This is a genomic window from Pseudomonas sp. 05N432 (assembly GCF_056396945.1).
Map to the genome: position 1 here is coordinate 182,511 of NZ_JBFTMM010000018.1, position 15,853 is coordinate 198,363.

Sequence of the window (15,853 nt, forward strand, 5' to 3'; positions counted from 1 at the left end):
TTAAGCACCGCTCGTAAAATTTTCCAGGTTTTTTTGAGTTCAGGGGTTTACAGTTAAAAGGGCGCTCCGTATAGTGCGCGCCATCGACGACGCAGACGCATCTCGATACTGCCCAGATGGTGAAATTGGTAGACACGCCAGCTTCAGGTGCTGGTGACCGCAAGGTCGTGGAAGTTCGAGTCTTCTTCTGGGCACCAATTTCGAGCTTGAGATTAGTTCAATTTCAAGGCTCACACAAAAACCCGCGAAAGCGGGTTTTTGCATTCTGACCATTTGATTTATTAAAATTAAATCAGGGGTTTACAGATCAAAACGCTCTCCGTATAGTGCGCCACATCAACAGCGGCAACGTTGCTGATACTGCCCAGATGGTGAAATTGGTAGACACGCCAGCTTCAGGTGCTGGTGACCGCAAGGTCGTGGAAGTTCGAGTCTTCTTCTGGGCACCAATTCAAAGTTCAAGGTCAACGATCTTGAATCTCACAAAAACCCGCGAAAGCGGGTTTTTGCGTTTCTGACGTTCGGAAATCTCATGAATATACCGACACAGCCTCTGTAGCTGATAGCGACGCTATTCGTAGACCACAGAGGTGCGGGCGCACACCGAAAATGTTGAATGTGCGGCGGCGCCTTATGCGGCACTGCTGATTCTGGTGTCGGGGTTGCCGGTCTATCTGTTAACAACCCGAATGTATTTGAGCCGCTGACATCGCCTTCGCGAGCAAGCCCGCTCCCACACTGATCTTCAGCGAACACATAATGTGTGAGCAACAGAGATCAAATGTGGGAGCGAGCCTGCTCGCGATGGCGGTATCCCTTGCAACAAATCAGGCCCGGAATTGCCCCAGGCTCGCCTTCAGCTGCGCCGCCAGGCTGTCGAGCACCTTGCCGCAGGCGGTGGTTTCCACCACCGCCTGCGCCGCACGTTCGGCCTGAGCATGAATGGTCTCGACCCGACCACGCACCGCGTGCGCGCCTTTGGCCTGATGGGCCGCCGCCTGAGTCGCCAGACCGATGGCCGCGTGCACCTGCTCGACAGAAACCTGCACCGACTGCTGCAAACGCGCACTGTCGCGCAATACCAGCAAACCTTCGCTGGCTTGACGCCCCGCTTGCCCAATCGCCGCTACGGCCTCGCGAGCGCCTTGCTGCAACGCCCCGATGTGCGCCTGAATGTCGCCAGTCGAGCTTTGAGTCTTGCTCGCCAGCGCCCGCACTTCATCGGCCACCACCGCAAAACCACGCCCGGTCTCACCGGCCCGCGCCGCTTCGATCGCCGCGTTCAGCGCCAGCAAGTTGGTCTGCTCGGCGATCCCGTGAATCACTTCCAGCACCACCTCAATCTGCTCGCTCTGCTGCGCCAGACGCTCGATGACTTTAGCCCCGGTATCAACCTGTCCTGCCAACGCCTCGATGAGGCTGCCGACCTGCGCCGAGGTACGGGTGTTTTCATCCGTCGCCTGGCGAATATCCACCACCTGCTGCAACGCCGCCTGCATCGCATGGCTTTCGGCCTGCGCCTCGTCAGCCATTTGCGACAAGGCACGCAAGCTCTCCGCCACTTCATCGCGCTGGGATTTCGCCGCCGCATCGGCACCGGCATTACGCTTGCTCATGGCACCGATTTCCACGCCGGTGCGCTGGGCCACGTCACCCGCTTCGCGAACGATCGGCTGCAACTTATCCACAAAGCGGTTGACCGCCGACGCCATGTCGCCGATTTCATCTTTGCTATTGATCTGCACGCGCTTGGTCAGGTCGCCATCACCCGCGGCCAGATCCTCCATTGCCGCAATCAGCAGCTTCAGACGATTGACCACCCGCCGCCCAAGCACAACCGCCAGTAGCAGCAAGACACCGCAGCCGACCAGCGCCAGCGCCATGCCGATCCGCCAGCGCAAGGTCGCCGCCGCCTCCTGAACGGTGTGGGTGGTATTGGCTTTCATTTCGGTAGCCGTGGACTGCGCCGACTGCAAACGCGAGCGCATGGCCGTGGCGCTATCGGCAGCAGCGCCCTTGAGGCTGTCGCCGACCAACTGATCACTGCTGGCGATCAGCGCCGAGAAGCGCTTGTCGAGGGCGACCAGGTCAGTTTCCACCGACGCCGTGGAGACCCCCATCAGCACCTTGCCGATTTCCACGCCATTGGGGTTGATCGAGGCTTCAAGGTAGTAGACCGAAGGATCGTGTTTCGCCGCATCCAGCACTTTATCCAGCGCCCGCTCACCCTGGCCTTTTTCCAAAAGGGCCTGGTTGATCGGGTTTTCCCGGTTCAGGTAGCGGGTCAGGTGCTGGCCGGTGGCGTCGTCATACACTACGAACAGTACGTTCGGATTGCGCTGCGCACGACGGGCGAATTCGGACAGCGTTGGAACGTCGCTGTCCCACATCGCACGGGGTGCGACCGACGCCAGGAGCTGAGCCATGTCATTGGCCGAGTCCTTCAGGTCCTTTTCCAGCGCCGCACGCAGTTGCGCCTGCTCGTCCTTGAGTCGCGAGGACAAACCGGCGGTCAGGCGCTGACGGGTACTGGTGGAGAGGTTATCAAGACTTGAGGTGACTTCACGCCCGGCCTGTTCGAGTTCACCAGAGAGTTTCTGGCTATCGACGCCGAGACGATTGCCCAAATCGGCTTCCAATGCAGTCACGGTGCTCCGGGTCAGTGCGACAGCCACCAACACTTGCACCAACAGGGCGATACCGAGGGTAACGAACACAGGCCGCAACAAACGGCTTTGTAACAGTGAGAGAACGGCCGACACAGGAAATCCCTCTACTTGCACGCCATTAAATTGATGGCACTCTGGAAGAGAGATTCACAGCAAAGGTCATGCCGCTCAACAGACATAAACGACAAAGGGCCCGATTAAGGGCCCTTTGTGTGTTACATCAACGACTTATTAAGCGAACGGGTGACGCAGAACGATGGTCTCGTTGCGGTCCGGGCCCGTCGAAATAATGTCGATCGGCGCACCGACCAACTCTTCGACGCGCTTGATGTAGTTGCGAGCAGCCTGAGGCAGCTCTTCCAGGGTCTTGGCGCCAAGGGTCGACTCGGTCCAGCCCGGCATTTGTTCGTACACTGGCTCCAGACCGATGTAGCTGTCGGCGTCGGTTGGTGCGTCGATCACTGCGCCTTCCTGGTTCTTGTAGCCCACGCAGATGTTGATGGTCTCAAGACCGTCCAGTACGTCCAGCTTGGTCAGGCACAGGCCCGAGATGCTGTTGACGTCGATGGCGCGGCGCAGGATAACGGCGTCAAACCAGCCGCAACGACGGGCACGGCCGGTGGTCGCACCGAACTCGTGGCCACGTTTGGCCAGGAATGCACCAACATCGTCGAACAGCTCGGTCGGAAACGGACCCGAGCCAACGCGAGTGGTGTAAGCCTTGGTGATGCCGAGGATGTAATCCAGGTACATCGGGCCAAAACCCGAACCGGTCGCGATGCCGCCAGCGGTGGTGTTGGAACTGGTGACGTACGGGTAGGTACCGTGGTCGATGTCCAGCAGGGAGCCTTGGGCGCCTTCGAACATGATGTCTTTGCCGTCGCGACGCAGGTTATGCAGCTCGGCGGTGACGTCGAGCATCATCGGCTTCAGCAGCTCGGCGTATTCCATGCACTCGTCCAGGGTTTTCTGGAAGTCGATGGCCGGCTCTTTGTAGTAATTGACCAGTACGAAGTTGTGGTAGTCCAGCAACTCGCCCAGCTTGGCAGCGAAACGCTCGCGGTGGAACAGGTCACCGATGCGCAGGCCACGACGTGCAACCTTGTCTTCGTAGGCTGGGCCGATGCCACGACCGGTGGTGCCGATCTTCAGCTCGCCACGGGCCTTTTCACGAGCCTGGTCCAGCGCTACGTGATAAGACAGGATCAGCGGGCAGGATGGGCTGATGCGCAGGCGCTCGCGCACCGGTACGCCCTTCTCTTCCAGCTTGATGATCTCGCGCAGCAGGGCGTCAGGTGCAACCACCACGCCGTTGCCGATCAGGCACTGCACGCCATCGCGCAGCACGCCCGACGGGATCAGGTGCAAGACGGTTTTTTCGCCGTCGATCACCAGCGTGTGGCCAGCGTTGTGGCCACCTTGGTAGCGCACTACGGCGGCAGCATGTTCGGTCAGCAGATCAACGATCTTGCCTTTGCCCTCATCACCCCATTGGGTGCCCAGGACTACGACATTCTTACCCATAACACTTGTCCTCATTCGCGCAAACTTGGTGCCGGCAGCCGCCGGCAGGAAAACTCAAGAAGCCAGCGGCAATACTTGCCAAAGCCCGTTCTGCTGAATCAATTGCCGGTCGCAGTCCGCATCACGGGCGGCGGCCAATGGTTGCCCAGGCAATGCCTGAACGACACGCTGACCCTCACTGCGCAACTGGCAAACCTGCTGCCAGAGTGCTGCATCCGTACTGTCAGGCATCCAGATACCGCCAGTCGGTAGCTCGATTTCAGCACGCCCCAGGGTCACCAGGGTTTTCAAATCGGTAGAGAAGCCAGTCGCCGGACGGGCACGACCGAAGTCGGCGCCGATGTCGTCGTAACGACCGCCCTGAGCAATGGACTGGCCAACACCCGGTACGAATACCGCGAACACCACACCGGTGTGGTAGTGATAACCGCGCAACTCGCCCAGATCGAAGTACAGCGCAAGATCCGGGAAACGCACGGACAAACGCTCGGCAATCGCCAGCAAGTCGTCCAGTGCTGCCAAAACAGGCGCCGGCGCACTGGCCAGGCGTTCGCGAGCGGCAGCCAGCACTTCACGGCCGCCGCACAGATCAACCAGTGCCCGCAGCATGCCGGACACATCGGCAGGCAGGCCTTCGGTCAAGGTAATGACCTCATCGATAGCCTTGCGTTGCAGGGCATCGAACAATTGTTGCTCGACCTCACCGGACAAACCGGCAGCACGCGCCAGGCCACGGTAGATGCCGACATGACCAAGGTCCATGTGCACATCCGGCACATCGGCCAGTTGCAGCATGGCCAGCATCAGGCTGATGACTTCCACGTCGCTGCTCGGACTGGCATCACCGTACAACTCGGCGCCCAGCTGGATCGGGCTACGCGAGGTCGACAAGGCTCGCGGCTGCRCATGCAGCACGCTACCGGCGTAGCACAGACGGCTCGGGCCTTCGTGACGCAAGGTGTGCGCATCGATGCGCGCCACTTGCGGCGTAATGTCGGCACGGAAACCCATCTGCCGGCCCGACTGCGGGTCGATGACCTTGAAGGTCCGCAGATCGAGGTCCTGGCCTGCGCCAGTCAGCAGGGATTCCAGGTACTCGATATGCGGGGTCACGACAAACTCGTAACCCCAGCTCTGGAACAGATCCAACACCTGACGACGCGCAACTTCAATGCGCGCCGCCTCTGGTGGCAGTACTTCTTCGATGCCATCTGGCAGCAGCCAGCGGTCTACCGTTGCCATTACGCCATTCCCCTATGATCCGGGCCGCCAACCCTCGGGCCGGCCTTGAGTGAAGCAGAAAATGTCTGAACCATACGCATAAGTCGCGCGCATGAACAACGCGGCGATCGGCCTGGAATCGGCCTCGCCAAACACTTTCCTCGAAAAACCTGTCGAGTTGTTCAACCCGAGTCTTGCAATAAAAAACCGCAATCAAACGTGCAGACGCAAAAAAGCCGGGAATTTCCCGGCTGCCGCATCATACACACGTTTTCTCAAAGGATCACCCCGCGAGAGGTTTTAGCCGCCCGGCGGGGGTCCTCAAGATCAGTGTCGGATCAAGGCTTGGCTTTTTCCAGGTAACGGAAGAAGTCGCTGCTTGGGTCCAGAACCATGACGTCGGATTTGTTCGCGAAGCTTTCACGGTAGGCACGCAGGCTACGGTAGAAACCGTAGAACTCCTGATCCTGGCCGTAGGCCTTGGAGTAGATCGCTGCGGCCTGGGCATCACCGTCACCGCGAACCTCTTCAGACTCACGATAGGCTTCAGCCAGCAGTACGCGGCGTTGACGATCGGCGTCGGCACGGATGCCTTCGGCGAGCTCGTTACCCTTGGCACGGTGCTCGCGCGCTTCACGCTCACGCTCGGTGCTCATGCGTTCGAACACGCTGCGGTTCACTTCCTTCGGCAGATCGATGGCCTTGACCCGAACATCGACCACTTCGATGCCCAGCTCTTTTTCCGCCATCTTGTTCAGCGAAGCCGTGATATCCGCCATCAGTGCGTCACGCTCACCGGAAACCACTTCGTGCAGGGTGCGCTTGCCAAACTGGTCACGCAGGCCCGATTCCAGGCGACGCGAAAGGCGCTCGTCTGCAATTTGCTTGAGGCCGGAAGTCGCGGTGTAGAAACGCTCGGCATCCTTGACGCGCCACTTGGCATAGGCATCAACCATGACGGCTTTCTTTTCCAGCGTCAGGAAACGCTGTGTCGGTGCATCCAGCGTCATCAGGCGTGCGTCGAATTTACGCACCTGGTTAACGTAAGGCACTTTCACATGCAGGCCCGGCTGAACGTCAGTCTGAACCACGCGCCCGAACTGCAGCAGCACCGCACGCTCGGTCTGAGCCACGATGTAGAAGCAGTTCCAGGCTGCGATCGCCACGACGACGCCGACAATAAGGGCGATCAGCGATTTATTGCTCATCAGCGACTCTCCCTGGTACGTGCCGGCTGTTGCAGATCAGCTGCCGAACGCGTATGCCCTTCATTGCTGGTCGCGGCCGCGCTGGTTACCGGCGCTGCACCACTACGACCACTGTCGATCATCTTGTCCAGCGGCAAGTACAGCAGATTGTTCTGGCCATTCTTGTTGCCGGTCACGAGAACCTTGCTGGTACTGCTGAAGACTTCCTGCATCGTGTCCAGGTACAGACGCTGACGAGTGACTTCTGGCGCCTTGCGGTACTCGGCGACCAGTTTGGTAAAGCGATCCGCTTCACCCTTGGCGCGCGATACCGTTTCGTCGCGATAACCGTTGGCATCTTCAATGATGCGCTGGGCCTGACCACGGGCTTCCGGCACAACGCCGTTGGCGTAGGTTTCAGCCTGGTTGCGCGAACGCTGCTCATCTTCACGAGCGCGGATCACGTCATCGAAGGCTTCCTGGACTTCACGCGGTGCCGCTGCGCTCTGAACGTTGACCTGAGTGACGGTGATGCCGGTGCGATAGGTATCGAGGAAGCGTTGCAGACGCTCCTTGATTTCGCTGGCCATCAATTCACGGCCTTCAGTCAGCACCTGGTCCATGGCGGTGGAACCCACCACATGGCGCAAGGCACTCTCCGTCGCGTGTTGCAGGCTGATTTCCGGCTGATCGACGTTCAGCACGAAGTCCTGCAGATTGGTGATCTTGTACTGCACGGTCAGTGGCACTTCGACGATGTTCTCGTCTTCAGTGAGCATTTGACCCTGCTTGGTGTAGGCACGCTCACGCGTGACGTTTTCCATGTACTTGCGATCGATCGGCGGGAAGTAGATGTTCAGGCCCGGCCCGACGGTTTCGTAGTACTTGCCGAAGCGCAGCACCACGGCTTGCTCCTGTTCGTCGACGACATAAACCGCGCTGTACAGCCAGACGACCGCCAGCACGACAAGGCCGATGCCGAGCAGGCCGTAACCGCCGCCCTTGCCCGAACCACCGCCATCATCACCGCGTTTCTTGCTACCACCGAACAACCCATTCAGGCTTTCCTGCAGCTTTCGGAAGGCCTCGTCGAGATCTGGTGGCCCCTTGCGGTCGCCATTATTGCGGCGTTTACCACCCCAAGGATCCTGATTATTCGAGTTGCCACCCGGCTCATTCCAAGCCATAGCGCTCTCCATCTGATAAAGCAAAGACGCACCCACGGCGCGCCGACCAATGCTACAGAATGCCTGCCACAGCGGCACAACCGCTTTTTCAGGCTTTTATTGCAAAGTGTGTTGCTCGATGAATTCCAACGGCTGCATTCCCTCGCGGCTCACCAGTCGATTGAGCTCGACTCGCGGCAAACGAACGGCCAGCAAACAGATGCCTTCTTCGTCGTGTTCTTCTTTCTGTACGGCGCCGAGCGCAAAGAACTGCGCACGCAGTCGAGCAAAACGCTGCGGCAAGCGCAAGGTGCCGACGAACAAATCGTTGCCGAGCAATTCCGCAATCGCCTGCTTGAGCAGATCCAGACCCTGACCGTCACGCGCCGACAACCAGACCCGCTGTGGCTTGCCATCGGCATCACGCTGGATCTGAGGCTCTACGCCCTCGAGCAAATCGAGTTTGTTATAGACCTCAAGGATCGGCAAGTCTTGTGCACCGATCTCGCCGAGCACCGCCATGACCTGTTCGATCTGGGCCATCCGCTCTGGCTCATGGGCGTCGATCACATGCAGCAGCAGGTCAGAGTTGCTCGACTCTTCGAGCGTAGCCCGAAATGCCTCGACCAGCTTATGCGGCAAGTGACGGATGAAGCCCACAGTGTCGGCCAGTACGATCGGACCGAGGTCGGCGAGTTCGAGCCGGCGCAAGGTCGGGTCGAGGGTAGCGAATAACTGGTTTGCCGCGAACACGTCGGAATCGGTGACCGCGTTGAACAGCGTCGACTTGCCGGCGTTGGTATAGCCCACCAGTGAAACCGAAGGGATATCCGCACGCTGACGACCACGACGAGCCTGATCACGCTGACTGCGGACCTTTTCCAGACGCCCCTTGATCTGCCGCAGGCGAACCCGCAGGAGACGCCGGTCGGTTTCCAGCTGGGTTTCACCCGGGCCGCGCAGACCGATACCGCCTTTCTGCCGCTCAAGGTGAGTCCAGCCGCGAACCAGTCGCGTACTCATGTAATCAAGCTGGGCCAGTTCAACCTGGAGCTTGCCTTCATGGGTGCGGGCGCGTTGGGCGAAGATATCGAGAATCAGGCCGGTACGGTCAATCACGCGACACTCGAAAACGCGTTCGAGGTTACGTTCCTGACTGGGCGTGAGGACGGAATTGAAAATAACCAGATCGACCTTCTCGGCTTTGACCTGGTCGCGTAATTCCTCGACCTTGCCACTGCCAATCAGGTATTTGGCGGTTGGCCGATGACGCGGCACGTTAACAAACGCGACGGTCTCGGCGCCGGCCGAAATTGCCAACTCCTGAAACTCCTGCGGATCTTCGCGCGCCTCAGGGTCCTGACCATCCAAGTGAACGAGAATGGTTCGTTCACCACCACCGTGGCGCTCAAAGAACAAAGGAGACTCCTATCAGGCGTTACCTGGCTCAGCGTCAGCTTGTTCGGATTCGGTTGCGCTAGGCAGACGAATTGGACGAACCGGCACCACTGTAGAGATCGCGTGTTTGTAGACCATCTGGCTGACGGTGTTTTTCAGCAGGATAACGAACTGGTCGAACGACTCGATCGTGCCTTGCAGTTTGATTCCGTTGACCAGATAGATGGAAACCCCCACTTTCTCTTTACGCAATGTATTCAAGTAAGGGTCTTGTAGCGAATGCCCTTTTGACATGTGCCGCACTCCTTTAAGGATTCAATAATAAAAATAGGTAAAAAAATGGCTTAGGCCGTCACACCCCCAAGGATAGACGGCAATTGCAAGGACTCAGCTCAATATGGAGACCGTTCCAAGGTATTTCAAGGCGCGTGGCAGATTGTCGCAATCGAGGCTGTCCAGCCAGTGTAAATCATCCCAACTGCGTAGCCAGGTGAACTGGCGCTTCGCCAATTGGCGCGTGGCAATGATCCCACGTTCCTGCATCTCGGCTGACGTCAGCTTGCCATCCAGGTAATCCCAGACTTGTCGGTAACCTACAGCGCGTATAGACGGCAACCCGGCATGCAGGTCACTTCTTTTACGCAGGGCTACGACCTCGTCAATGAATCCCTGTTCCAACATTTGTGTGAATCTTTGTTTAATACGCTCATGCAGTACCTGACGATTCGCCGGAGCGATAGCCAAGTTCGCGACAGTATAGGGCAATTGTGGGCGACCCGAAGCGCCTGCTTCAGTACTTTGCGCAGATTGTCGCGCTCGATGTTCGGTCATGCTCTGGCCGCTGACCCGATAAACTTCCAGCGCCCGACTGAGTCGCTGCGGGTCATTGGGGTGAATTCGCGCTGCCGACACCGGATCAATGACCGCCAACTGATCGTGCAGGGCTTGCCAGCCAAGGCGTGCAGCCTCTTCCTCGATTTCAGCGCGGATCTGCGGATCGGCCGCCGGCATATCGGCCAGACCTTCGAGCAAAGCCTTGTAATAGAGCATTGTGCCGCCGACCAGCAGCGGAATATTGCCGCGCGCGGTGATCTCGGCCATGGCCTGCAGGGCATCCCGGCGAAAATCAGCCGCCGAATAGGCCTCGACCGGATCAAGAATGTCGATCAACCGATGAGGGAACTCGGCCAATAGCTCCTTCGAAGGCTTGGCGGTGCCGATATCCATACCCCGGTAAACCAGCGCCGAGTCGACGCTGATCAGCTCGCACGGCAGGACCTTGGTCAGCTCGATGGCCAGATCGGTCTTGCCCGCTGCGGTCGGGCCCATCAGGAATATCGCTGGAGGAAGCTGGCTCATCAACGACCGCGCAAGAACAGTTTGTCCAGATCGTCCAGGCCCAATTGGGTCCAGGTCGGTCGGCCATGGTTGCATTGACCGCTGCGTTCGGTGTTTTCCATGTCCCGCAGCAGACCGTTCATTTCCGGCAAGGCCAGGCGCCGGTTGGCGCGAACAGCGCCGTGGCAGGCCATGGTCCCGAGCAGTTCGTTCAGGTGTGCCTGAATCCGGTCGCTGGTGCCGTATTCCATCAGGTCCGCCAATACGTCGTGAACCAGGCGATTGGCTTCAGCCTGTTTGAGCAACGCCGGAATCTGCCGGATCGCCAGGGTTTCCGGGCCCAGACGCTGAAGTTCGAAGCCTAGGCGCTGGAACCAGCTGACGTGCTCTTCGGCGCAATCGGCTTCACGCTGGCTGACTGCAATCGACTCCGGCACCAGCAGCGGTTGGCCACTCAGGCCTTCACTGGCCATCGCGATTTTCAGGCGCTCGTACATGATCCGCTCATGCGCGGCGTGCATGTCCACCAGCACCAGCCCTTGGGCGTTTTCCGAAAGAATGTAGATGCCTTTGAGCTGTGCCAGCGCATACCCCAGCGGCGGGATATCACCCTGCCCGTCAGGCAGTGCCGTGGCATTCGCCTCAGGCAGTGGCGCAAAAAACTCGCGATAGGCAGCCTGCGCTTCGGCCACCGGCACGCCCGACTGCGGACGCGGCGTGTATTGATACTGATAACCGGCGCCGGTGCCCGAGCTCGAGCCTGCCGTCGTATTAAAGGACGGCTGTGCCTGCGGCTGCTCCAGCAACGCATTGGCCGCCAGACGCATTTCACCTTGCGGGCCGAACTCGCCGGCTTCAATGCCGGTCGGCCTGACCACGGCCGTCGCGACAGGCGCAGCCAAATGATCTTCCGGACGCACATCGCCCAAGGCGCGGTGCAAGGTGCCATAGAGGAAGTCGTGGACCATGCGCCCGTCACGGAAGCGCACTTCGTGTTTGGTCGGGTGCACGTTGACGTCGACGCCCGCCGGATCGACTTCGAAAAACAGCACGAACGTCGGGTGCCGACCGTTGAACAGCACGTCGCGATACGCCTGGCGCACCGCATGGGCCACCAGTTTGTCGCGCACCGCACGACCATTCACAAAGAAATACTGCAGGTCTGCCTGGCTGCGGTTAAAGGTCGGCAACCCGACCCAACCCCACAAATGCAGGCCATTGCGCTCGATCTCGATGGGCAGCGCCTGCTCCAGGAAGCCTGCGCCGCAAATCGCCGCCACACGCCGGGCGCGAGCCGCGTCGTCATGGGCTTCGTGCAGGCTGAGGATGGTCTTGCCGTTATGGCGCAGATGGAACGCCACGTCGAAACGCGCCAGCGCCAGACGCTTGATCACTTCTTGCAGGTGATCGAATTCGGTTTTTTCGGTCTTGAGGAATTTGCGCCGTGCCGGGGTGTTGAAGAACAAGTCGCGCACTTCAACCGAAGTGCCGACCGGGTGGGCGGCCGGCTGGACGCGAGGCGCCATGTCCCGGCCTTCGGTCTCGACCTGCCAGGCCTGATCGGCACCTCGAGTGCGGGACGTCAGGGTCAGACGTGCCACGGAGCTGATCGACGCGAGTGCCTCACCGCGAAACCCGAGGCTCATCACCTGCTCGAGGTCTTCGAGATTGCGAATCTTGCTGGTGGCATGTCGCGCCAGCGCCAGCGGCAAATCATCGGAGGAAATCCCACTGCCATCGTCGCGAACCCGCAGCAGCTTGACGCCGCCCTGCTCGACATCGACGTCGATACGCTTGGCGCCAGAGTCAAGACTGTTTTCCAACAGTTCCTTGATCACCGAAGCCGGGCGCTCAACCACCTCACCAGCGGCAATCTGGTTCGCCAGTCGCGGGCTGAGCAGCTCGATACGCGCTGCGGTGTTCACGGCATCGTTCATTCCTTGGCCGCCAATTCGGTGCCCGGAATATTCAGGTGCTGGCCGATTTTCAGTTCATCGGATTGCAGGCCGTTGGCGCTGCGCAGAGTCGCCGGCGAGACCTGATAACGTACCGCGATCATCGCCAGGGTTTCACCCGGACGCACCGTGTGGTCACGCGGGCCCTGGGCGATCTTGCCGGAATCACGCAACCAGGCGATGTAGGTGCCCGGTGGCGGGTTCTGCTGGAAGAACTGGCGCACACCCGCGCTGATCGAACGGGCCAGCGCTTGCTGGTGACCAGACGCAGCCAGTTTCGAGGCTTCGTTGGCGTTGGAGATAAACCCGGTTTCCACCAGGATCGATGGAATGTCCGGCGACTTCAGCACCATGAATCCGGCCTGCTCGACGCGCTGCTTGTGCAACGAGGTGACCCGGCCAATGTTGCTCAAGACCTTCTGGCCGACGTTCAGGCTGGAGGTCAGCGACGCAGTCATCGACAGATCGAGCAGTACGCCGGCAAGCATCTTGTCCTTGTCGTCGAGGCTGACGTTACCGGCACCGCCGATCAGGTCGGAGCGGTTTTCGCTGTCGGCCAGCCAACGCGCGGTCTCGGACGTTGCGCCGCGCTCGGACAAGGCAAATACCGAAGCGCCGAACGCTGCTGCCGATGGCGCTGCGTCGGCGTGAATCGAGACGAACAGGTCGGCGCCCTTTTTGCGGGCGATCTCGGTACGGCCACGCAATGGAATGAAGTAGTCGCCGGTACGGGTCAGCTCGGCCCGGAAGCCTTTCATGCCGTTGACCTGGCGCTGCAGTTCGCGAGCGATGGCCAGCACCACATCTTTTTCGTGCTGGCCACGGGAACCGGAGGCCCCCGGGTCTTCGCCGCCGTGACCGGCATCGATGACCACGATAATGTCGCGCTTGCCGGCCGGAGCAGGCGGCAGCTTGATCGCCGGCTCAACCGGGGTCACCGGCACCGCAGGCACGGTGGCAACGGTTGGGGACGGGGTCGGCACAGGTGGCGGTGCGGCATCGGCGGCGTTGTCGAACAGGTCGACCACCAGTCGGTTGCCGTACTGCGCATTCGGCGCCAGCACGAAGCTTTTCGGGGTGACGGCTTTTTTCAGGTCGATGACCACCCGCAGATCGGTCGGCGTGCGCTGAGCCGAACGCATGGCAGTAATCGGGGTATTGGCAGTGGAGACATTCAGCGGTGCACCAAGGACGGCGCCATTGATGTCGATCACCAGACGATCCGGGGACGTCAGGGTAAAGACGCTGTGCTGGACCGGGCCTGACAGGTCAAACACCAGTCGGGTGTTATCCGGCGCCCGCCACAAGCGAACACTGTTGACCTTTGTCGCGGCCACAGCGTCGACGGCCAGTGCCGTAAGCAGCATTCCTACGACAGCAACCAACGCGCGAAAGCGCATACCTAACCCCATCATTTATTTGAATTCCAATGCCAAAGCGGCACACCAAGACTCGCCACGCAAACCCTGGGGCGACAGATTCAGCGAACGCCCGCTGTCATGCGGGCTAATGGTAATGGTCAGGTCGGGCTTTGGCAAAAAGCCTGCACCCTTCTGGGGCCACTCGATCAGGCACAGTGCATCGTCTTCGAGGTAGTCACGAATGCCAAGAAACTCCAGTTCCTCCGGATCGACCAGTCGATACAGGTCAAAATGGAAGGCGCGAATGTCGCCGATCTCGTAGGGCTCGACCAAGGTAAAGGTCGGACTTTTTACTGCCCCAACATGCCCCAAACCGCGAATAATGCCCCGTGACAGGGTGGTTTTACCCGCCCCAAGGTCACCGTCCAGAAAGATGATGCCGTGCCCCTTGGTCACTTGAGCGATACGGTTGCCCAACGCGACCATGGCGTCTTCATTGGCCAGATACAGGGTTACTTCAGACACGGTGCTTGCTCCTCCAGCAACTGACGAATGGCGGGAATCAGATCACTGGCCGCCAGCCCACGGCCAGATTTACCTTCACGCTCACCGGCACTGGCGTGCAGCCAGACCGCCAGGCAAGCTGCATCGAATGCATACAGACCCTGAGCCAGCAAGGCACCGACCAGTCCGGCCAGCACATCCCCCAGACCCGCGGCAGCCATGGCCGGGTGGCCTTGATGACACAGCGCCAAACGACCATCAGGGCTGGCAATCAGGCTGCCGGCCCCTTTGAGAATGACGGTGGCTGTGTATTTTTTGCTCAATGCATGGGCCGCGGCGGGGCGATCGGCTTGAACCTCGGCCGTGGAAATCCCCAATAACCGCGCCGCTTCCCCCGGATGCGGAGTGATCACGCAATCCTTTGGCAGGCGCACATCACCCTGGCTCAGCAAATTCAACGCATCGGCGTCCCAGACCTGCGGTAACGGGGCATTGGCCGCCGCCGACAACAAACTGCGACCCCACGCGCCCTTGCCGAGACCCGGTCCGACCACCAGCACACTGGCCTGGCCGAGCAGGCCCATCAACTGGTTGGCCGAGTGAACGCCCAGCACCATGACTTCGGGCACCCGCGCCAATGCGGCCGGCACATGTTCACTGCGGGTCGCCAGAGACACCATGCCCGCGCCGCTGCGCAGGGCACTTTGGGCGCTCAAGAGAATGGCGCCGCCAAAACCGCGATCGCCACCGATCAGCAGGACGTGACCGAAGCGGCCTTTGTGAGCGCTCGGTGCCCGAGCTGCCAGGCGCGGCAGGTTACCGGGATTCAGGCGATAAGCACTGACGGTGCTTTGAGCGACGATCTGCGGGTCGGCTTGCAGATCGTTGAACTGCAATTCCCCCACCTGATCCGCCGCATCGCCGGTGAACAGCCCAAGCTTGAGGCCGATGTACGTCACAGTGAGGTCGGCCCGAACCGCAACCCCGAGGACTCGCCCGGTATCGGCGCACAGGCCGGACGGGATATCCACCGCCGCAACGGGCAGGCCACAGGCATTGATCGCCTCGATCGCAGCAATATAGGGTTCGCGCACCTCACCGCTCAGGCCGGTGCCCAGCAGCGCATCCAGCACCACCCCACGTAGTTCGATGGCCAGTGACCAGGCCTCGACGACAACCCCGGCGGCCAGCGCTTCGGCATACGCCAGCGCGGCATCGCCCTGCAGGCGCGACGGTTCAACCACCGCCAGCACTCGCACCTGCCAACCGGCACGCAACGCCAGTACCGCCACCAGATAACCGTCCCCGGCGTTATTGCCGTGGCCCGCCAACACGCTGAGTTCAGTGGCCGTCGGCCAGTGCCGGACCAACGCTCGCCACGTGGCGCGGGCAGCCCGATGCATCAATTCGAAGCCCGGTGTCCCGGCCGCAATCAGCCGCGCGTCGAGCGCCCGGACCTGTGCGGCGCTGTACAGCGCGTCGGGTAAATGGTGTTTTGTCTGCGGCATGCGTCTTCAGGCTCCGATGTCT

At 60.3% G+C, this 15,853-nt stretch carries 12 protein-coding genes, 2 tRNA genes and 1 pseudogene; 3 read left to right on the forward strand and 12 right to left on the reverse strand.

Features of this window, described 5'->3' with window-relative positions; genetic code table 11:
* Positions 1-110: 110 nt before the first annotated feature.
* The 3 genes and pseudogenes from AC1DHT_RS20720 to AC1DHT_RS20730 all read left to right on the forward strand — a co-directional run.
* Positions 111-197: transfer RNA gene (locus AC1DHT_RS20720), tRNA-Leu, on the forward strand.
* A gap of 165 nt (positions 198-362) precedes the next feature.
* Positions 363-449 (forward strand) — tRNA-Leu (locus AC1DHT_RS20725).
* A 135-nt stretch (positions 450-584) separates the two neighbouring features.
* Positions 585-707, forward strand: a pseudogene (locus tag AC1DHT_RS20730) (hypothetical protein); the annotation flags it as partial.
* 120 nt (positions 708-827) lie between these two features.
* Here AC1DHT_RS20730 and AC1DHT_RS20735 read toward each other — a convergent pair.
* From AC1DHT_RS20735 to AC1DHT_RS20790, 12 genes are all read right to left on the reverse strand, one after another.
* Positions 828-2,762, reverse strand: a complete 1,935-nt coding sequence (locus tag AC1DHT_RS20735) for a methyl-accepting chemotaxis protein (protein ID WP_427544560.1) — start codon at positions 2,760-2,762, stop codon at positions 828-830.
* Between the two features lie 138 nt (positions 2,763-2,900).
* Positions 2,901-4,193, reverse strand: coding sequence for an adenylosuccinate synthase (locus AC1DHT_RS20740; RefSeq protein ID WP_123423781.1), 1,293 nt, complete (start codon positions 4,191-4,193; stop codon positions 2,901-2,903).
* 54 nt (positions 4,194-4,247) lie between these two features.
* A complete protein-coding gene (locus tag AC1DHT_RS20745) occupies positions 4,248-5,435 on the reverse strand; it encodes an ATP phosphoribosyltransferase regulatory subunit (RefSeq protein WP_477761448.1) in 1,188 nt (395 codons plus the stop codon).
* A gap of 317 nt (positions 5,436-5,752) precedes the next feature.
* The gene (gene hflC / locus AC1DHT_RS20750; protein WP_427547397.1) at positions 5,753-6,622 is read right to left on the reverse strand and encodes a protease modulator HflC; all 870 of its coding nucleotides are present in this window, start codon (positions 6,620-6,622) and stop codon (positions 5,753-5,755) included.
* Positions 6,622-7,788 carry an FtsH protease activity modulator HflK gene (gene hflK / locus AC1DHT_RS20755; RefSeq protein WP_442114536.1) on the reverse strand — a complete coding sequence of 389 codons (1,167 nt, stop codon included), beginning with the start codon at positions 7,786-7,788 and terminating at the stop codon, positions 6,622-6,624. Before hflK ends, hflC begins: the two co-directional genes overlap by 1 nt.
* 96 nt (positions 7,789-7,884) lie before the next feature.
* Entirely contained in the window at positions 7,885-9,186 is a 1,302-nt protein-coding gene (gene hflX / locus AC1DHT_RS20760) for a ribosome rescue GTPase HflX (RefSeq protein WP_427547371.1), read from the reverse strand.
* Positions 9,187-9,198: 12 nt separating this feature from the next.
* Entirely contained in the window at positions 9,199-9,459 is a 261-nt protein-coding gene (gene hfq / locus AC1DHT_RS20765; protein WP_019691505.1) for an RNA chaperone Hfq, read from the reverse strand.
* Positions 9,460-9,552: 93 nt separating this feature from the next.
* Complete coding sequence (gene miaA, locus AC1DHT_RS20770; protein ID WP_427534284.1) at positions 9,553-10,524, reverse strand: tRNA (adenosine(37)-N6)-dimethylallyltransferase MiaA; 972 nt, start codon at positions 10,522-10,524, stop codon at positions 9,553-9,555.
* The gene (mutL, locus tag AC1DHT_RS20775; protein ID WP_429539117.1) at positions 10,524-12,428 is read right to left on the reverse strand and encodes a DNA mismatch repair endonuclease MutL; all 1,905 of its coding nucleotides are present in this window, start codon (positions 12,426-12,428) and stop codon (positions 10,524-10,526) included. Before mutL ends, miaA begins: the two co-directional genes overlap by 1 nt.
* A gap of 8 nt (positions 12,429-12,436) precedes the next feature.
* Complete coding sequence (locus AC1DHT_RS20780; RefSeq protein ID WP_427544089.1) at positions 12,437-13,870, reverse strand: N-acetylmuramoyl-L-alanine amidase; 1,434 nt, start codon at positions 13,868-13,870, stop codon at positions 12,437-12,439.
* 3 nt (positions 13,871-13,873) lie between these two features.
* A complete protein-coding gene (gene tsaE / locus AC1DHT_RS20785; RefSeq protein ID WP_103316310.1) occupies positions 13,874-14,344 on the reverse strand; it encodes a tRNA (adenosine(37)-N6)-threonylcarbamoyltransferase complex ATPase subunit type 1 TsaE in 471 nt (156 codons plus the stop codon).
* On the reverse strand, positions 14,332-15,831 hold the full coding sequence (locus tag AC1DHT_RS20790) for an NAD(P)H-hydrate dehydratase (protein WP_427543953.1): 1,500 nt from the start codon (positions 15,829-15,831) through the stop codon (positions 14,332-14,334). The genes tsaE and AC1DHT_RS20790 overlap by 13 nt, the downstream gene beginning before the upstream one ends.
* Between the last annotated feature and the right edge of the window lie 22 nt (positions 15,832-15,853).